The sequence below is a fragment of the Enterococcus sp. LJL128 genome (assembly GCF_056924295.1).
The window spans coordinates 1-19,984 of record NZ_JBXPBP010000002.1; the positions used below are offsets into that span (position 1 = coordinate 1).

Here is a 19,984-nt window from a genome sequence, read left to right on the forward strand (position 1 = left end):
TTAACCCCTGTCAGCTCTAGTATCTCTTTTGTTGTCTTTCCTTCAATTTTCAATTCAATTACTTTCTCTTTGACTTCAAGAGAATACGCCATTTTTTTCTTCATCAAAAGCACCTCCGCTAAATTTATTATATAAAATAAATTCAACGGAGGTGCCTCTTTTTTATATTCTCATTCTTGGGGGTCAGTGCCCTTCTGTCACAACCTCTTCCTACGATTAGTCAAGAGGAAAATAGAAAAATAATTTTTGTAGATCATCGTTAAACGAGAACTAGTCCAATGAAGAGTAAACTAAATAACCCAGGTGAATCGCTGAAATTTTTACCTAGGCTTTGATATAATTATGGTATAAGGATTCGTCCTTATTGGTCGTTGGAGACCGTATACGCATACGCGTATCTTGTATGATTCTTAACCATGGAATGCATACATTTCAGAAGCTTGTTCATACAGGCAACTGTGGCAACCTTTTCCTTTTTTGGGAGGGGTTGCTTTTTTAGTTTGTAATAATAATCAACGATATGATTGGAGACTGCGTGCTGCTGACGAATCATGTTTCGAATGGTGAAGTAGAGAATCTTGCGTTCCTTTGGGTTTCCTCTTTTATTAATGTGATCCTTCCCCCTATACTTTCCAGACTGAAAACGCCGAATATCAATTCCGACAAATGCATTCAGTTTGTTGGAAGTAGAGAACCGTCGAATATCGCCTAGCTCTCCAAGTAGAAGAGCCGCCGTTGGCGCGCCGATACCCGGAATACTCTGAAATAATTCAAACGCTTCAAGAGACTGAGCGACTTCAATCATCTGCGCCATTATTTGTTCCTTTTGTTCTAATAGGTCTTGAAGAAGTTTGGCATAGTAAGCGACTTTCTGACAATGGATACTGTCCGCTTCTACGGCAGGATAAGAGTTGGTCGCATAGTCTAAAATCTGGTCGGCTTTCTGCCAAGCCCTGTTTTCGGAGATTCGTTTTCTGGTCGTTTTCATTAAACGGTTCTTGATTTTCGTTCGACTGGAAGCGAGAACGAACACCGGATGAGGAAACAGTTCAATCAACGATAGAGCGTAAGGTGTGATACGACTAGAAAAAAACAGCTCCAGTTCAGGGAATGTCGATTGAAGTCCGTTGTGAAGATCCATACGAACTTGGCTGATTTTTCCTTCTATCTCTTGATAAAAGCGTGAAAGATCACGTAGTTTAAGATAAGGCACCTGCTGGTGCTGTTTTACTTCTCGTTGATTTTTTTGGTGTGTTTGAGCGAGTTTGTGTGCATCGATTTTATCGGTTTTCCAGCTACGTAGGGAACCTTCCTCCATCTGTTTTTTTGCTTCCAAAGGATTCAAGAGGCAGTAGGACAACTGATTGTCCTGACAGAATTTTTCTAAAGGACGAGAGTAGACACCCGTCGCTTCAAAAACAATTTCGGGTGTTTCGGACAGCGCATTGATTTCTTGAAGCAACTGTTGGAAACCAACTTGATTATGTTGGATTTTCCCTTCCGATAAACAACGAGTCCCATGATAGAGCACTTTGTAGCTTTCTCCTTTTGATACATCAAGAGCTAGAATAACTGTCATTGTTTTCTTCTCCTTTTCTTTTTTATTGAAAGACCTTCACTGATTCCTTCCGATTCTACTTTCCTTTACACGGACTCGAAGTCCCAACATACTTAAACCTGATTCTAAAAGGATAGTGAAGGAGCTCGGTTTATATTTCGGACTCGTGGTCCTTGAGGTTTTGTTCGAGCTTCCTTTCACCCTCACTATACGCTATAAATAGAAAATAGTGGGTAAGATATTCCGTCGAATACCTTACCCACTAATCTTAGTATGTTTAATTTGTTCATAAGCGGTTTCTGCATCGTGGCATTTATCCCAAATGACTGCTTTTCCAGCTGCCAGTGATTTTTTTACATCAATAATTCGCTGATTACTGCTGCCTCTAAACTGTAAATTTAGGTTTCTTTTGCTAAGTTCAAAGCGGCCGTCTACCAAAATATCTATCTTGCCAAGCAGCTCCAGCTTATCAGGGGTTTCAAGAAGCAGTTCTTCAAAAGTATAGCCGCTCCATGACCAAATATCCTTTTTAATCCCAAACTCCTGATGGATTCGGTTGACAACCTTTAAGCAGACCTCTGTATTTAGAAAGGGTTCGCCGCCAAGCAGGGTTATCCCTTGAACATAATCATGAGAAAGATCTTCAATGATTTTTTCTTCTAACTCAGCTGTGAAAGGCTGTCCATACTTGAAATTTTGAACAGCTTTATTAAAACAGCCCTCGCAGGCAAAAAGACAACCGCTGACGTATAAGCTGTTGCGGACACCTTCGCCGTCTACAAAGTTAAATGCTTTATAGTCTGCAATGTAATTCTGACTGTAGTCCTCAGCACGCCATTCTTTTGGAGCTGGATTGTTCATAACAATCATCCTTTCAATAAGGCTTCTTAAGTCGCGGCATACGGCTTGAAGCGGGAAGTTATCTACAAGACTGCTGTACCAAAGCAAGTAAAGCAGAAGGGAGAAGAAGCATTTTACTTAAAAAATAGAAACGCAGCTTTAGGATTGACGGTTCTCATGATACAGCACTTTATTGTAGTCAACGAAGCGTGGGATACATGGAAATATCATTTTTTCATATTTAAGGGGCTATAGCATCGTCAAATTGACGAATGTCACAACCCCTTTAAACCTATCAGTCTGTTTGTTAATTAAAAACTAGAAGTAAAGCTGCTATTTCATATGTTTGACACGGGAAGAAATTTCTTTGTGACGTCCGTGAACCATTGGACGTGCTTGGGGATTGCCAAGGTAGCCGCAGGTTCTTTTTACAACATCACATGATTTTGGATCATGGTTGCCGCATTGCGGACATTCGAATCCGCGCTCCGTTGGCTGGAAGTCGCCTTCATAGTCACATTCGTAGCAATGATCGATTGGTGTGTTTGTACCAAGATAGCCGACACGGTCATATGCGTAGTCCCAAACAGCCTCCAAAGCTTTTGGATTTTGCTGAAGAACAGGGTATTCACAATAATGGATAAAGCCGCCGGAGCAATATTTTGGATAGTCTTTTTCAAAATCCAGCTTCTCGAACGGTGTTGGATTTTTCCGTACATCATAGTGGAAGCTATTTGTATAGTATTCCTTATCTGTAATGTTATCTACAAGTCCGAATTTTTCTGTATCCAGGCGGCAGAAACGGTCTGTCAGGCTCTCGCTTGGCGTAGAGTAGACACTAAAGTGGTAACCGTAATCATTCCCCCATTGATCAGCAGAAGCCTTCAAACGTTTCACTACATCTAATGTCAGGTCCTTTGCTTCAGGATTGGACTCCCACTCGCCCCCGAAAAAGGCAGAAGCTACTTCATAGAGTCCGATATAACCTAAAGAAACAGTCGCCCGTTTATTTTTAAATAATTCGTTGACGGACTCTTTTCTTGAAAGACGTTTGCCGAAGGCACCATACATATAAAGAATAGGTGCATTGGCTGGAGTCGCTTCTTTACAACGCTCTACGCGATAAACAAGAGCATCCTTCATAATTTCCAGACGTTCTTCAAGAAGCGTCCAGAATTTTTCGAGATTGCCGTTTGCTTCTAAAGCAATTCTAGGCAGGTTCAACGTCACAACGCCTAAGTTCATGCGGCCAACGTTAATTTCTTCACCATTTTCATCTTTCCACCCTTGAAGGAAAGAACGGCAGCCCATTGGCACTTTGAAGCTTCCTGTTAATTCCACCAGCTTGTCATAGCTCAGAACATCTGGATACATCCGCTTTGTAGCACATTCTAAAGCTAACTGCTTAATATCGTAGTTTGGATCTTCTGCATTTAAATTAGTGCCGCGCTTTAACGTGAAAATCAGTTTAGGAAAAATTGCTGTTCGTTTTTCACTGCCTAAGCCGTTGATTCTAATTTGTAGAATTGCCCGTTGAATCTCACGCTCAAACCAGTTTAGTCCTAGGCCAAACCCTAAAGAAGTGAAAGGTGTTTGGCCGTTAGACGTGAATAAAGTATTAATTTCATATTCAAGACTCTGCATCGCATCATAGATATCTTTTCTTGTTTTTTCTTTTGCGAACTCTTCTTGTTTTGCCTCGCCGTCAATCCATTTTTTTGCATCAGCTAGATGTTTAAAGTAATTCAGTTCAGCAAAAGGCGCCAGTAATTCATCCACACGATCGGCAGAACAGCCTCCATATTGACTAGAGGCAACGTTGGCGATAATTTGTGAAATTTGTGCAGTAGCAGTTTGGATTGATTTTGGTGATTCTACTTCAGCGTTTCCAATTTTGAAGCCGTTGTTCAGCATGCCTTTGAAGTCAATTAGACAGCAGTTGGTCATTGGCGTATATGGATGATAATCCAAATCGTGGTAATGAATATCGCCTTTTTGATGGGCATTTGCTACGTGCGGCGGCAGCATTTTTAAGCCAATCGACTTGCCGACAATCCCAGCAGTTAAATCACGCTGAGTATTAAAGACATCACTATCCTTATTCGCATTCTCATTAACAACTGCCTGATCTTTATTTAATAATTTACCGATTGTAAAGTTGATATCGGTTGACTTGGTACGTTCGAAATCACGACGGGTACGGTAATTGATGTATTCCTCTGCCAGTTCGTATTCATTTCTTTCCAGTAAGATATGTTCAACGATATTTTGAATTTCATAAATTTTTACATCCGAAACAAACCGTTCTGAAATCTCCTGATCAACACGTTCAACAATTTCCTGGATACGCTCATGTGCAAGAGGGGTTAAAGGACCATTGATTTTTTGTTCAGCCTTGATCAAAGCATCATATATTTTTTGATCGTCAAATTCGACAAGGCGTCCGTCTCTTTTGATTATTTTCATCTTGTTCAGTGATGAAGCAGTAGTACTCAATGGTGATTCTTCTCTTATTTCCATCATAAATTTCCAGCTCCTCGATGACTTATTCCTCATATATCATAAAACAAATTTTCTTTTCTTTCAACAATATATAGTGTTTATTTTTAAAAAGAACAGGGGTGAACGCCTATATGTTGTGTTTGGAGGTTTTGAAAATTCTGTGAAAGCAAGTACAGCGATGCTTTGAGAAGGTTAGCTGAAATAAAAAAAAATTCTGAGAAAACATGAAACGATATTTTGAAGATTTACGGCAAAAGGAGAAGAAGGAACCATCCGTATGAAATATATGTGAAAGAGTAAACAGTATCTCTGGATTCCACAAAAAAATATGACGAAATATGGTTATCTATACCAAGAATCAGGATAAATTATTTATTTTGGTTAGTTTGCTTCTATTTATGAAATAAAGGGTATTGGATTTAGTTGGTATCGGTTTATGTGTACTTCTTTAGAGACTCCGACACAACCAGGTAGAATAATCGGTAGAACAAACCAAACTAAGAAATTTGATTTTCTACGATACAAATACAACGTAAAAATGTTCAGTTGCTGAAAATATTGGTAAAATGACAGTAATACATAAGATGGGCGGAAGAACAATGGAAAAAATTATTGAGATTCAGCATGTAAGTAAATCGTATGGCTATTTGCTGAATAAGGTTAAGGTTCTCGATGACCTTTCTTTTTCTGTAAATAAAGGAGAGTTTGTTGGGATTATGGGCCCCAGCGGTGCGGGAAAATCTACGTTGTTAAATGTTATTTCCACAGTCGATACACCCTCATCAGGACTGGTAAAGATTAGTGGAAAAAATATTTTGGAAATGAGAAGCGGCCAGCTGAGTGACTTTCGCAGGAGAAAAATTGGTTTCATTTTCCAAGATTTTAATCTAGTGGAGTCATTAAATGTCAAAGACAATATTTTGCTCCCGCTGGCAATTGACCATATACCAGTACATACGATGGAGGAACGGCTGCAGCATGTGGCTGAAATTTTAAATATAGAAAAAATACTTACAGCCTATCCGGCAGCTGTTTCAATTGGTCAGAAGCAGCGGGTGGCAGCTGCTAGAGCCTTAATTGTCAATCCTATGTTGATTTTTGCAGATGAGCCAACGGGTTCACTTGATTCTAAAGCTGCTGCAGAGCTGCTGCAATATATGTCGGAAATGAATCGGCAGGATCATGCAACGATTGTTATGGTAACTCATGATCCGTACACAGCAAGTTATTGCAATCGAGTGCTGTTTATTAAAGATGGTTCTTTTTTCTCTGAAGTTGTTCGTCAAGGATCCCGGGAACAGTTTTTTAATCAGGTAATCGATATGCAGGCTACGATTGGAGGTGGGAATCGTCTTGATCATTTCTAAACTGGCATGGAAAAGTGTACGCTCTCAATACTATCACTATGCGGTATATCTAATCGGAATGATTTTTGCGGTGACGATTTATTATAGCTTCCGAGCGATTGCTTATGATCAGATTCTTCTTAATAGTGTGGGTAGTGAAATACGTCTCAAAAATACGATGGAATGGGGCGGGTTTCTAATTATCATTATGATAATCAGCTTTATGTTGACTGTTAACCAGTTCTTTTTTTCCAGAAGAGTAAAGGAGATTGGCATTTATCAGCTGATTGGCATGAGAAAAAGACAAATTGCCGGGGTCTTCTTCTCAGAAATATCTATTTTAGGCATCACCGCATTGGTGATTGGATTGCTTTTAGGAGTTATTTTTTCCAAACTGTTCTCAATGATTCTGATAAAGGTAATGTTTTTAACTATTGAAAGCAGTATTCGCTTATCCTTTCCAGCAATGCTTGAAACAATAAGCGCATTTATTTTTATCCTGCTGCTGATTTCTATTCACAGCTGGTTTTTGCTTTATTCTTATCAGCTGACTAGTTTCTTTAAACGGGATGAGAAAGCGGCAGTAACGATAGAGCAGCTTACTAAGAAACAGCTGTTCTTGGGCTGTGTAGGCGTAGGTCTTATTTTGGCAGGCTATATTCTCTCTTTTCATGTTTTGTCTTTAGCTGCAGATGATTTTAACCCAGTGATACTATTGAGTTTGCCTTTTTTGTTAATCGCTCTTTGTTCTGCAGGAACCTATTTATTTTTCAAATATACGATTCATATTTTAATTTGGCTTTTTAGTCGAGGGAAGCAGCGCTATTACCGGGGGTTAACCATGCTGGTTGCCGGAAGTACTCGCCTGCATTTATTCAAGGGCAGCAATACATTAACTACAATTACAATTTTTATCGCCTGTTCGTTAGGAATTATCGGTGGCTCAGCTTCGTTTTATACATTAGGAATAGAAGGAGTAACGCGTACAAATCCAACAGACTTTCTGGTCAGCAGTGAACTTTATGGTACTATTCAAAAAAATATAGAGCAGAAAACAAGTATTACGCAGTCCGTCCCGTTAAAGTTTAAAGTTATCGGCGGTCAGTATCGGCAAACGATTAAAAATCAGGAAACAACTACTCTGACAGAGCCAATCAATTTATTAGGGGTGTCAAATTATCGGGAGTATCAAAAAATTAATCCTTATCTGAAACCGATTGTTTTGAAGAAAAAGGATAGTGCGGTGATGATTGATGATATGCAAAATGGCTTTCGCGAGCTTATTACATATGATCCCGTTGTGAAGCTGACAGATGGACTAATGCTGGAAACAGAGGGAAGTGTACCGGATTATCTGGGAAATGCAATGCTCCGGTATAACCAGCGGACCATGATTGTGTCAGATGAGCTGTTTAATCAAGTAAAGACTGCCGCGGCTTATGAGCTGACAGCATTTAATATTAAAAAGAATAACGACAGCCAGCTGACAGATGCTGCGCTGAAGGGCATCAACAAGGAATGGCAGGGACCAATCTATTATGAACTGAATAATGACGCAGGAAGCGTGAAAGGCTATGTTTCCACGGTATCTAAAAAAAATTCGGAGGACTCAGAAGAACATGAGGTATGGCGCTTAAATTATACTAGCCGGCTGCCCAATCTGGAGCATACTAGAAAAGAACTGGGGATTTTTCTGTATATTATTCTATTTGCAGGAATCTTAGCGCTGGTTATTTCAGGGAGTGTACTGATGGTTCGGCAGTTTTCAGAAGCAGAGCGGGAAAAAACGACATACCAGCTGCTAGAGCGTTTAGGAATTTCCCGCAGACAAATCCAGCGGCTGGTTTATCAGCAAAATATTATTATTTTCTTTTTGCCGATGCTTTTGGGGATTTTTCATGCCTTTTTTGCTGTTCGTCTGTTCAATCAGGTAGTACCAAGTTCAGGCTACCAGCTGGCATATCTTTCTTGTGGACTGCTTATACTAATCTATGTTATTTATTATATGATAACTGCAAAAATTTATTATTGGATTGTCAGCAAGGGGGATTAGAAAAAAGGGGGTAAGTCAAAAGCAGGACTTTTAAAGAATCTATTTTTTCGAGACTGTAAAGTAAGGATGTGTCCTACTCTGTGCTTTTTCTATTTTTAATCCTGCGATGAGTGTTATAATATTTTAGAAATGATTTTTGAGAGGAGCTAAGGCAATTGGAAAAACATGATGAGAAATTATTGATTGAGCTTGTAACTGCAAAAGGGGTTCCTGGAAATGAAGGAGAGGTACGGGCAATCTTCAAAAAATATGCAGAGCCTTTCGCAGATAAAATAATGTATGATGGTCTAGGCAGCATTATTGCTAAACGCTCAGGTGATAAAGAAGGTCCTAAAATCTTTTTCTCCGGGCATATGGATGAAGTTGGGTTTATGGTTACTCAAATTACGGAAAAAGGTTTTATCAAATTTCAAACACTCGGCGGCTGGTGGGGACAGGTTATGCTGGCTCAGCAGGTGCAGATAACTACTGGAGCAGGAGATGTTATCCACGGTGTAATCGGTTCAAAACCGCCTCATGTGCTAACACCTGAGGTTCGTAATAAACCCTATGAGTTGTCCGATATGTTCATCGATATTGGAGCTTCAAGTGAAGAGATGGTAAAAGAGTGGGGAATTAAGCCTGGTGATATGATTACACCATATATTGAGTACAGACGAATGAATGATACAAAATTCCTATTGGCTAAGGCTTGGGATAACCGTATTGGAACTGCTGTTTCTCTGAAAGTACTGGAAAATTTAGCACAGGAGGGTCACCCAAATATTCTTTATGCAGCTAGCGATGTTCAGGAAGAGGTAGGCTTGAGAGGGGCTCAGACAAGTACTTATCTAGTTGATCCAGATATTGCGTTTGCTTTAGATACTGGAACCGCTGGGGATACACCGGGAATGACTGAAAAGGAAGCTGATTCAAAATTAGGCGAAGGTCCGCAGATTCTGATTTATGATGCTTCGATGATTCCTCATAAAAAACTAAAGGATTTTGTTATACAGGTTGCTGAAGAAAATAATATTCCCTTCCAGTATACAGTTATTGCAGGGGGCGGAACAGATGCTGGAAGAATGCATTTAACCAGAAACGGTGTCCCTTCTCTGGCAATCACAGTACCTGTGCGCTATCTGCACTCCCATACATCAATTATTCATGAGGACGATTACTTGAATACGGTTAAGCTAGTAACAGAGGTTGTTAAACGTTTGGATCAAGAAACAGTTCTTAAAATCAAAGAATTTTAAAGGAGCATAAACAATGAATAATCAGGTAACAAATGCAGAGCATAGAGAACGTGCTCGAAAAGCGCTGTCCGGCAAGTGGGGAACAATGGCTCTGCTTATCTTTTGCGGTTTTTTAGTTCGGATGATAATCAGCACCTTAGTAGGCAGTGTCTTTCCTATGGAAAGCGGCAGCAATGGTGAGAATTTAGTCAGCTTTCTGCTGAACAACCTGCTGTTTTTTGCATTTACCTATGGAACATATAATGCTGCACTGCAGGTAATCAGAGGACGGTCCGTGGATATCTCGCTACTGACATCTATTTTCCGTAAAGAGCTTTATCTGCCAATGTTAATTATTAATTTTATTCAATATTTGGTACAGCTGCTTGTCAATTTAATTACGCTGTTGCCGGTACTCTTGACTGCTGGTTTGACTATGTATCTTGGCTTGATGTTCAATACAGTTTCAGTTGCACAGTTTCAAAATGAGATGGCATCAGATGGGCTTCTTGCAGTTGTCATGTTATTGTTCTCTCTAGCTCTGTTATTAGTTGGAATTTTCATCAGTGGTGTTTTCCAGTTTGCAGTTTGGATTAAGCTGGATCAGCCAAATCTTGGTGTAGGGGATATTTTACGAGACGCCTTTGGGTTGATGAAAGGACGTTTCAAGCAGTATTTCTTCCTGCAGCTGTCTTTTGTCGGTTGGTATATTCTGGGCGCTATGGCTTTAGGTATAGGACTATTTTGGGTTATTCCTTATCATGATGTAGCTGTAGCGAGCTTTTATGATAGTGCCCAGCGGGAAAAATCACCGTTTTAATAAACAGTCTGTAAAATAAGGCTGCTGAATAATAACTAAACATTAACTAGACCCTATACACAATTTATCTGATTGGAGGAACTGGAAATGAAAATCACTGTTCTTGGCTGTCTAGGCGCCTATCCATATGAAGGACAAGGAACGAGTTCGTATCTATTGGAATCAAACGGCTTTCATTTACTGCTGGATGCTGGCAGTACAACACTTGTGAATCTAGAGCAACACCTTGATCCGTTAACATTGGATGGAGTTATATTGTCCCACTATCACCATGACCATATCGCTGATTTAGGTGTTCTGCAGTATTATCGGCAGTTGTATCCTAGTTTGACGCCGGTTCCTGTTTTGCCGATTTACGGTCATACGGAGGATGCTGTTCATTTTTCTGCATTGGGTTTAGATGGAGTGTCGCAGGGCATTCCTTATTTTGAAGCAGAAGAGCTGAAAGTTGGACCATTTCGCATTACGTTTATGAAAACAATCCATCCAGTTCCCTGTTATGCTATGCGGTTTGTAGAAGAAAAAACGGGTAAAGTATTGGTATATACTGGAGATTCAGGATATCTGGAAAGCTTTGTTGCTTTCGCAGACAAGGCCGATGTTTTCTTAGCAGATACGTATTTGTTTGAAGGGAATGAGCGCCATCATGCCCACTTCACTTCAAAAGAGGCTGGCGAGCTGGCAAAAGCAGCAGATGTGAAGAAACTAGTTTTGACTCATCTTCCTCAGCATGGATCATTGGATATGTTGAGAGAGCAAGCTGAGCAGGCTGCAGACTATCAAATGCCAGTGACAGTAGCTAGTAAAAATCTGGTTCTTGAAATATAAGCAGAAGCATAGGAGGAAAAACAAGTGATATTTGTACCAAATGAAAATAATGATCCTCGCATCAATTTAGCGATTGAGACCTATTTGTTGAAAGAAAAGCCTTTGGATGAGCCGATTTTGCTTTTTTATATCAATGAACCATCGATTATCATTGGTAGAAATCAAAATACAATTGAAGAAATCAATAAAGAATATGTAGAAGAGCACGGTATCCATGTTGTCCGCAGACTAAGCGGCGGCGGAGCTGTTTATCATGATCACGGAAACTTGAATTTCAGTTTTATTATGCCTGATGACGGTAATTCCTTCCGGGACTTTGAGAAAGTGACTAAACCAATTATTCAAGCACTGCATGAGTTGGGAGTTGCTGGAGCAGAGTTAAAAGGACGAAATGACTTAGTTATTGACGGTATGAAGTTTTCCGGAAATGCTATGTACGCTACTGAAGGACGGATGTTTGCTCATGGGACTCTGATGTTTGACAGTGACATCGATGAGGTTGTGAATGCACTAAAGGTGAGAAAAGATAAGATTGAATCCAAAGGCATCAAATCAATTCGCTCTCGTGTAACCAATATCAAGCCTTTCCTGCCGGCAGATAAACAAGGAATGACAACAGAAGAATTTCGTCAGGAAATTTTGTTGAAAATTTTTGGTGTTGATTCTGTTGATCAAGTGAAAACTTATGTACTGAATGAAAAGGACTGGCAGCGTATAAACCAGATTTCAGAAGAATATTACCGTAACTGGGACTGGAATTACGGCAAATCACCTTCCTTTAACTTAGAACGAAGACATCGTTTCCCAATCGGATCGATTGAGGTTCGGATGGATGTGGAAGAGGGAGCAATTAAGGAGCTGAAAATTTATGGCGACTTCTTTGGTCTTGGTGAGATTAAGGACGTGGAAGAACAGTTGACTGGCGTGAAATACGACAAAGCGGCTATTGAAAAAGCGGTGGAAAAAATTGATGTAAAAAAATATTTTGGTGCGATTGATAAATCAGAATTTGTAGAGTTACTTTACTGAGAAATAAAGTAGGATTTTTAGCTTCTGAAAAAATTGAATACACTTTAGGGTTTGGAACGAAAAGCAGGAAATATCTGTTTTTGTTGCAAGCTCTTTTTTTGTGAATAAGATGAACCTAGCAGACATTTATTTGTCAAAAAAGCTCGCAAATAGCTATTTTGACAAGCCTAGTGACGATAAAAAACTAATCTGTTGAGTCAACGCAGTTTACGTATAAGCCAATTAAAAGCTGCCAAGAAAGAGTAATAGAGAGTGCTGTAAAATTTTGATTTGATATATTTTGGAATACCTGTTATTATTTTTAGTAAAAATTAGTAAAAAACAGGAGGAAAGAATGACTACGTTTGAAATTAAAGATGAGTTTTACTTAAATGGCGCTCCGTTTAAAATTATTTCAGGTTCCATTCACTATTTTAGAGTAGTACCTGAGTATTGGCAGGATCGTCTTGAAAAGCTGAAAGCTTTGGGATGCAATACAGTAGAAACCTATGTTCCCTGGAATCTGCATGAGCCTGACGAAGGGAAGTATTGTTTTGAAGGACAGCTGGACTTGAGAAAGTTTATTCAAACTGCTGCCGACTTAGGGTTGTATGTGATTGTAAGACCGGCCCCTTATATTTGTGCTGAATGGGAGTTTGGCGGTTTACCTTACTGGCTGTTGAAAGATGCTGGACTCAAGCTTCGTTTTGATAATCCGGAATTTATTGAGAAGGTTGACCGTTATTTCAGCCAATTATTTTTAGTAATTGGTGATTTGCAGATTTCTTCCGACGGACCAATTATCTTGTTTCAGGTTGAAAACGAGTATGGAGGATATGCAAACGATAAAACCTATCTAAAAAAAATGATTAAATTAATGAAAGAGAAAAATGTAACCGTTCCCTTAGTTACTTCTGATGGTCCGTGGGGAGATATGTTGGAAAACGGTTCGGTGCAGTCAGAAGCGCTGCCTACGATTAATTGCGGATCGAAAGTAAAGGAACATTTCAAGCGTTTACGAGCCTTTCATGAAAAAAAGCGGCCCTTAATGGTCATGGAGTTTTGGATTGGTTGGTTTGATGCTTGGGGAGATAAGCAGCACCATACGACAGATGCCGAGCTGGCTGCTGCTGAGCTAAATGATATTTTGGCTGAAGGTTCGGTAAATATCTATATGTTTCATGGCGGCACAAATTTTGCATTTACTAATGGTGCTAATTACTATGAGAAGCTGGCACCTGATGTAACCAGCTATGATTATGATGCTTTATTGACGGAATGGGGTGAAATTACCCCTAAATACCGAGCCTTCCAGCAAGTGATTGCAAACTATACAGAAATTCCTAAGCTGGAGCTTTCTCAAAAAATTAGTCGAATTCATTACGGCATGTTTCAGGTAGAGGCAAAAACCTCTTTGATAGCAAATTTAGCATGTCTAGCAGAAAAAAAGACACATAATTATCCTTTATCAATGGAGGAGCTGGATCAGGGATTTGGCTATGTTTTTTATCAAAGCAGTATTGGGAAAGCTCGGACAGTTGAAGATTTTCGGCTGATTGGCTGTATGGACCGGGCACATATTTTTGTAAACAATCAGCTTCAAGCCATTCAGTATGATCAGGAATTAGGTGAATCACTGTCCTTTGAGCTGGCAGAGCCAGTAAATGATTTAGGAATCCTTGTTGAAAATATGGGGAGAGTGAACTACTCAGTGAAAATGAATCATCAAAAGAAAGGGATTTCTGATGGAGTAGTTATTAATGGCGCTTTTCAAAGTGAATGGTCTATGTACCGTCTGCCTATGGATAACTTGGAGCAGCTGGATTTTGCCTTGGCTTGGCAGGCTGGACAGCCGGCATTTTATCGAGTTCAAGTGATGATAGAAAAGATAGGCGACACCTTTATCGATTTGACTGGCTGGGGAAAAGGATTTGTGGTAGTTAACGGATTCAATATCGGGCGTTATTGGGAAATTGGCCCTCAAAAAAGACTCTATATTCCTGGTCCGCTGCTGAAAAAAGGACAGAATGAGCTGATTATTTTTGAGTCGGAAGGAAAAGCCGGCAATCAGATTCTCTTGACCGATACACCAGATTTGGGAAAAACTGAGTGTAAGAAGTGTTGACTAATTACATGATACAGAGATAAGGAGGAATAGATTCATGGTGAATTCACTCGAAAAAGAAATCATCGCGGCTGGGGAAACCTATCTGCTTTCCGGTCAAATTGCTGTTCTGCCAGTTTCAGGCTATGAGGAATACTTAGCAAGCGGAAATAGAATTAAGTTTGAAAAGAGTTATTTTGAACGCCGTCGCCAATTGGCGGTTATAGGATTGGCAGCTTATTTGGAGGATAGACAGGAGTTTAGTGAACTGTTGGAGCAAATCTTGTGGGAAATTTGTAATGAGTACACTTGGGCGCTGCCTGCTCATTTGCCTGTTACGGGAAATGAATACGGTCGGGAAAGTTCAGTCTATCTAGATCTTTTTGCAGCCGAAACTGGTCAAGCGTTGGCTGAAATTCTTAAGCTGACGGGAAACAGAATCTCTCCGTTGGTTTATCAACGGGTTACAGATGAAATCGAACGACGAATCTTTACTTCTTTTGAATCCCATAGCTGGGACTGGGAGTACAAAGAAAATAACTGGAGCTCAGTTGTTGGCGGTTGTGTGGGAATGACTGCCCTTAGCCTAATGCCGCCTGAAAGTCGACGGCTCGCTCGCTTTATCAAACGGCTGGATCAATCAATGCAGAGCTATTTGAATGGCTTTGGCTCGGATGGTGCTTGTGTAGAAGGAGTGGGCTACTGGGGATATGGCTTCGGCTACTTTCTCTATTATGCGCAATGTTTGGCTGAAGTGAAGGGGGATACCCGGTATTTGGATTTACCAAAAACAAAAGCGATTGCAAAATTTCCCTATTATATGATGATGAATCAGCAAAATTACATTCCTTTTTCTGATTATTCCCAGCCGGAATTACCAAGCGGCCTGTTAAGCTATTGTCAGAAACAATTTGGTGCAGCTGTTCCAGAGATAACACAAACCAGTGGATTAGATGCAGACCATTGTTATCGATTTGCTCAAATCTATCGAAATCTAGTTTGGAGTCATCAAACAAAAGGAGCAGAAAAAACTGCAGCAGTCCAATATTTTCAAGATGCTGAATGGCTGGTAATTCGTGAACCAGATAATGATTTTCTATTTGCTGCTAAAGGCGGAACGAATCAGGAAAGTCACAACCATCTGGATGTAGGTCATTTCGTTTTAGGAAGTATCGATGCGTTATACTTAACTGATTTAGGTGCTGGAGAGTACACCCGAGACTACTTTGTCGAACAGAAAAGATATGACTATTTTCCACCTAGCGCCGACAGTCACAGTATTCCAGTCATTAATGGTCAAAGACAACAGCCGGAAACCCAGTCTTCCCAGAAAGCTGTCTTCAGTCAAATGAATGAAGGTTACTGCTTCCAGCTAGAATTGAAAGAGTTTTACTCGAAGAACAGTGAGTTAAAAAGTGGGGAACGAAAGTTTATCATTAATCAGCAGACAGGTCAGGTTAAATTAAGCGATTCATTTTCTTTTAGTCAGGAGAAAAATGAAATCAGCGAACGCTTTATCACTCAGATTCCGCCAATTATTCAGGATAATCATGTGCTGTTGAAAGGAGAGCGGCGTTGTGAAATCCACTTTGAGACAGAGCAGCTGTGGGTAAAGGAAAAGAAGTTTAAAGATCATAGCGGATGCGAACAAATAGCATACATCATAGGAGCTGATTACCAGCTAGGTAAAGAAGCTGTTATCGAGGTAAAAATCCGGATGCAGAATAATTAAAAAGAATGAGGTCGAGACAAAAGTGTTTAGCTCCGAGAACCAAGTAGGTACTGTTCAACATCAGCTCATCCTTCACTGTGTTTCACAGCAATAAGACGGATTATCCGGAAATTGTCAAGAAACACTACGAGGGAACCGAGTAGATGTTGATTGATACCTACCTGGAGCTTTTCATATTTTTGAGATAGTTCGGCTTATTTCCGAGAACTTCAACTCTTAGTGCTTTTAGCACTTAGAAGTTGATGCTATCGGAACGAAGTGTAGTGAGCTACTTTTGGAACGCCGTTTATTCGGATTTTAGAGAAAGAAGAGTTCGGGCATTTTCTTATGTCCCAAACTCATCCTTTTTTGTAAATAACTAGGACCTATCTGGAAATTATAGCAGTGAGTATGTTCCTAATTTCTATGAATTTCATCTTCAGATAAATCTGAGGCTGTGTTAGAAGTGTTTTGCCTTGAAAAACAGACCATCTCGCTCTCACTGAAATCTCTGAACGCTCATTTCCTTTAGCGTTTTCAAACAAGCTTCAGGGAGCTGCTACAGGGGGCGCGGCGGAGCAGTAGATTCACGCACAGTAAGCTCTGTGCTGAGGAAAACACGGCGGGAAACACCAGGATTTTGCAGCCTTTCATGAAGCAGATTAACACCAGCTTCTCCCATTTCTTCCGTGAATGCATGGACTGTAGATAAGGGAGGAGCTACGTAACGTGAAATTGATAAATCATTAATACCCATAACACTGACTTCTTCAGGTATTTTAACTTTATGGGCAGTTAGAGTATGAATAACCCCGATTGCAAATGCATCATTCGCGGCAAGAATTGCTGTAGGCAGCGCATCGCCCCATTTGGCTAACGCCTGCTTGGTTAGCTCTTCTCCAGTCTGGACATCTAGCCGGCTGTTTTCTTTTACGATAAAGTAATTTTCATCAAATAGCTTCTTGGATTCCATCATATCAATATACGTATTGACGGTAGGAGTCTTATAGCGCCGGTATCCATGCAGGTTAAGACTCTCTTCAGCACCAATAAAGGCAATTTTTTCGTGACCAAGTGTCAGCAGATGATTAACGGCTAGTTCAGTTGCCTGAATAAAGTCTGTGTTGACTGAGTCGTATTCCTCTAATGGATAATTGCTGCCAATCACGCAAAGGTTGGCATGTAGCTGCTGCAGCTGTCGAACGGTCTCCTGGGTAAACTTGCCGATTGCGAGTAAGCCGTCGGTCGCTTGAATAGACTGTTCGTCAATCTGTGAGAATTTCAGCACGTTGTATCCCAGCTCTGCTGCCCGTTTCTCCACACCTAAGCGAATAGCCATGTAATAGATATCCTCCAGCTCTTCATCGTCCGTCCGCCACTGGATAATACCGATTGACTGTTCAGCCAAGGCTTTCGCTGCAGCAGCGGAAGCCGCTTTTTCAAGTGCTTTATTTTTATTCTTTGATTTATATTTTGTGTAGTTAAGATTTTCTGCTGCTTCGAAAATTTTTCGCTTGGTTTCTTCCGTCACAGATAATGTTGCATCATAGTTTAATACACGGGAAACAGTGGATATAGAAACCTTTGCCGCCTGTGCAATATCAGTAATTGTTGCCATGCACACTCCTCCTTAATAGATAACTAGTCGTACTACTAGTATATTTCTTTTTAGTAAAAAAAATCAAGTATAAAAAAAATTTTACCAAAAACCTTGATTTTTTTGCTAAAAAACAGTAAAATTTTAATCAAGAAAGCGTTTTAATCGAGAGGTGGTTATTATTAAAAAGAAGTTTCTGCTATTATTTATTCTTGTTATTGCCTGTTTTACTGGATTTGTTAGCTTTGCTAACCAAAAAGAACCTGAAGCTATAAAACAGAATAATTTTAGTAAAAAAATGGTTGCTGAACTAAAAAACAAAGCAAAAACTTATTCTGAAGAAGATTTTCAGGAAGGAAATGTTCCGTTAAATGAATTTATTTGTATAAATGGTCAAATTATTAAAAGCGACAGTAAAGAAGAAAAGATAAAAAAAGGCGACCGCTTTATGCTTTTAAGTGGAGACAGCAGATATCAGGTGATTAATGAACAGGAAGAGTTACTAAGAATTGGCGATAACATCACAGTATATGGTGAGTATTACGGTTTTTTGAAAGGGACATTCATTGAACAGGGGGAATAATTGTGCTGGATATGAGTATTAGAGAGAACTTATTTGAAACAAAACAGGAAATGACTGAGGGATTTACTGCATTATTTAAGCCGCTAGCTCCCTTTTTTACAGCAGAAAAGCCAGGACATCTAGGGCTTGGTACACACGGGACTGTTTATAATGATGAACGGCAAGAGGTTGAAGCATTTCTGAGACCATTATGGGGGCTAGGTCCTTATTTGACAGAAAAAGACAGTCCGTTTCTAGAGGGCTATCTTGAAGGCATCAAGGCTGGAACCGATCCGAAACATCCGCAGTATTGGGGTGAAGTGACAAATTTTGATCAGCTAATTGTTGAAATGGCATCTCTTAGTACAGCAATCTTGTTGAATCAGGAAAAAATCTGGGACAGCTTAAATGAACAGGAGCAGCAGAATCTGCATGCCTGGCTGATTCAAGTGAACGACCATACAATACCTGAGAATAACTGGCATTTCTTTCGAATATTAGTCAATGTAGCAATGAAGAAATGTGGTAAATCTTATTCTCAAGACATGATTGATAGTGATTTAGCTGTTATTGACAGCTTTTATTTAAAAGACGGCTGGTACTATGATGGTCAGGAAACACAGATTGATTATTATGTATCCTTTGCTATTCATTATTACAGCTTGCTCTATTGCCGTTTTATGTCTGATGAAGATTCGGAGCGGACAGCAATTATGAAGGACCGGGCAATAAAATTTGCTCAAACCTTTAAATATTGGTTTGACAGTCGGGGAGAAGCAGTTCCTTTTGGACGTAGTCTGACCTATCGTTTTGCTCAAGTCTCTTTTTTTAGTGCTCTTGTCTTTGCGGATGTAGAGGCATTGCCTTGGGGAGAAATCAAAGGATTGATCAGCAGACATCTCCAAAACTGGATGAAGCAGGATATTTTCACACCGGAAGGCTTGCTGTCAGTTGGCTACCATTACCAGAATCTAGTCTTTGCCGAAGGATACAATGCACCGGGTTCGCCTTATTGGTCCTTTAAAACATTTATTCTTTTAGCAGTTCCTAAAGAGCACCCTTACTGGCAGGCAGAAGTACAGCCGTTAAACATACAAAGCAATCCATTGAGTCTGCCGGTTAGCCGTAATTTTTATCAATATAATCAGGATAGAAGCCATCTTCAAATGTTTCCTGCGGGACAATTTCTTCATTATCAAAATCATGCAGGACCAAAGTATAGTAAATTTGTTTATTCTTCCTACTTTGGTTTCAGTGTTCCAAAAAGTAATTATTTATATTACGAAGGAGCCTATGACAGTTGTCTGGCGTTAACAGAGGATGATCACTATTTTAGAAGCAAGGATCAGGATACAAAGTATGAAATAGCTGCTGATCGAATCATTCATTATTGGCAGCCCTGGCAGGATGTATCCATAAAAAGCACGATTGTTCCTCTAGAAAACTGTCACGTACGTATTCATGAAATCGATACACAGCGTGAGCTAAATGCTTATGAAGGAGGATTCAGTTTACAGGGGGAAGCATCAGCAGTTTGTCAGATTGCAGGTCAGCATGCTGTGTATAAAACGGCTGTCGGAACTTCAAGTGTGGAGGGTATTGCTGGATTTACCAAAGCCGATATTGTTCGTACAGAACCAAATACCAGTCTTTTCTTTCCAATGACTATGCTGCCTCATGTGAAAGGCAGGTTGGAAAAAGGCAAGCATTTGCTGGTGTCTCTAGTGAGCGGTCGGCTAGTAGATGAAGTATTGGAGAAACCGGTAATTATTATAGAAGAAAATCAAATAAAGATCTCTCAGGAATCCTCAGAAAAATATGTGGAGCTGAGAAAGTAG

General features: G+C 39.9%; 14 protein-coding genes. 10 read left to right on the forward strand and 4 right to left on the reverse strand.

The window, feature by feature from the left end:
* Nucleotides 1-361 precede the first annotated feature (361 nt).
* The 3 genes from AC1Z3K_RS02825 to nrdD form a co-directional block, all read right to left on the reverse strand.
* The gene (locus AC1Z3K_RS02825) at nucleotides 362-1,579 is read right to left on the reverse strand and encodes an IS110 family RNA-guided transposase (protein ID WP_461731788.1); all 1,218 of its coding nucleotides are present in this window, start codon (nucleotides 1,577-1,579) and stop codon (nucleotides 362-364) included.
* Nucleotides 1,580-1,813: 234 nt separating this feature from the next.
* Nucleotides 1,814-2,419, reverse strand: a complete 606-nt coding sequence (nrdG, locus tag AC1Z3K_RS02830) for an anaerobic ribonucleoside-triphosphate reductase activating protein (RefSeq protein ID WP_461731789.1) — start codon at nucleotides 2,417-2,419, stop codon at nucleotides 1,814-1,816.
* Between the two features lie 312 nt (nucleotides 2,420-2,731).
* The gene (gene nrdD, locus AC1Z3K_RS02835; protein ID WP_461731790.1) at nucleotides 2,732-4,921 is read right to left on the reverse strand and encodes an anaerobic ribonucleoside-triphosphate reductase; all 2,190 of its coding nucleotides are present in this window, start codon (nucleotides 4,919-4,921) and stop codon (nucleotides 2,732-2,734) included.
* A 578-nt stretch (nucleotides 4,922-5,499) separates the two neighbouring features.
* On the opposite strand from nrdD, the gene AC1Z3K_RS02840 reads away from it, so the two are divergent.
* From AC1Z3K_RS02840 to AC1Z3K_RS02875, 8 genes are all read left to right on the forward strand, one after another.
* Complete coding sequence (locus AC1Z3K_RS02840) at nucleotides 5,500-6,267, forward strand: ABC transporter ATP-binding protein (RefSeq protein WP_461731792.1); 768 nt, start codon at nucleotides 5,500-5,502, stop codon at nucleotides 6,265-6,267.
* Nucleotides 6,254-8,299 carry an ABC transporter permease gene (locus AC1Z3K_RS02845; protein WP_461731793.1) on the forward strand — a complete coding sequence of 682 codons (2,046 nt, stop codon included), beginning with the start codon at nucleotides 6,254-6,256 and terminating at the stop codon, nucleotides 8,297-8,299. The genes AC1Z3K_RS02840 and AC1Z3K_RS02845 overlap by 14 nt, the downstream gene beginning before the upstream one ends.
* 155 nt (nucleotides 8,300-8,454) lie before the next feature.
* Complete coding sequence (locus tag AC1Z3K_RS02850; protein WP_461731794.1) at nucleotides 8,455-9,537, forward strand: M42 family metallopeptidase; 1,083 nt, start codon at nucleotides 8,455-8,457, stop codon at nucleotides 9,535-9,537.
* A 13-nt stretch (nucleotides 9,538-9,550) separates the two neighbouring features.
* Nucleotides 9,551-10,336, forward strand: a complete 786-nt coding sequence (locus AC1Z3K_RS02855; protein WP_426083952.1) for a DUF975 family protein — start codon at nucleotides 9,551-9,553, stop codon at nucleotides 10,334-10,336.
* 87 nt (nucleotides 10,337-10,423) lie between these two features.
* Entirely contained in the window at nucleotides 10,424-11,164 is a 741-nt protein-coding gene (locus tag AC1Z3K_RS02860) for an MBL fold metallo-hydrolase (RefSeq protein WP_461731795.1), read from the forward strand.
* Between the two features lie 24 nt (nucleotides 11,165-11,188).
* Entirely contained in the window at nucleotides 11,189-12,193 is a 1,005-nt protein-coding gene (lplA, locus tag AC1Z3K_RS02865; RefSeq protein ID WP_426083948.1) for a lipoate--protein ligase, read from the forward strand.
* A 334-nt stretch (nucleotides 12,194-12,527) separates the two neighbouring features.
* Nucleotides 12,528-14,297 (forward strand): glycoside hydrolase family 35 protein, encoded by a 1,770-nt coding sequence (locus AC1Z3K_RS02870; protein WP_461731796.1) that lies wholly within the window; start codon nucleotides 12,528-12,530, stop codon nucleotides 14,295-14,297.
* Nucleotides 14,298-14,334: 37 nt separating this feature from the next.
* The gene (locus AC1Z3K_RS02875; RefSeq protein ID WP_461731797.1) at nucleotides 14,335-16,008 is read left to right on the forward strand and encodes a hypothetical protein; all 1,674 of its coding nucleotides are present in this window, start codon (nucleotides 14,335-14,337) and stop codon (nucleotides 16,006-16,008) included.
* A 538-nt stretch (nucleotides 16,009-16,546) separates the two neighbouring features.
* Here the strand turns inward: AC1Z3K_RS02875 and AC1Z3K_RS02880 are convergent.
* A complete protein-coding gene (locus tag AC1Z3K_RS02880) occupies nucleotides 16,547-17,605 on the reverse strand; it encodes a LacI family DNA-binding transcriptional regulator (RefSeq protein WP_461731798.1) in 1,059 nt (352 codons plus the stop codon).
* Between the two features lie 151 nt (nucleotides 17,606-17,756).
* Here AC1Z3K_RS02880 and AC1Z3K_RS02885 point away from each other — a divergent pair, with 151 nt between their 5' ends.
* Nucleotides 17,757-18,167 (forward strand): hypothetical protein, encoded by a 411-nt coding sequence (locus AC1Z3K_RS02885; protein WP_461731799.1) that lies wholly within the window; start codon nucleotides 17,757-17,759, stop codon nucleotides 18,165-18,167.
* A 2-nt stretch (nucleotides 18,168-18,169) separates the two neighbouring features.
* On the forward strand, nucleotides 18,170-19,984 hold the full coding sequence (locus tag AC1Z3K_RS02890; RefSeq protein ID WP_461731800.1) for a DUF2264 domain-containing protein: 1,815 nt from the start codon (nucleotides 18,170-18,172) through the stop codon (nucleotides 19,982-19,984).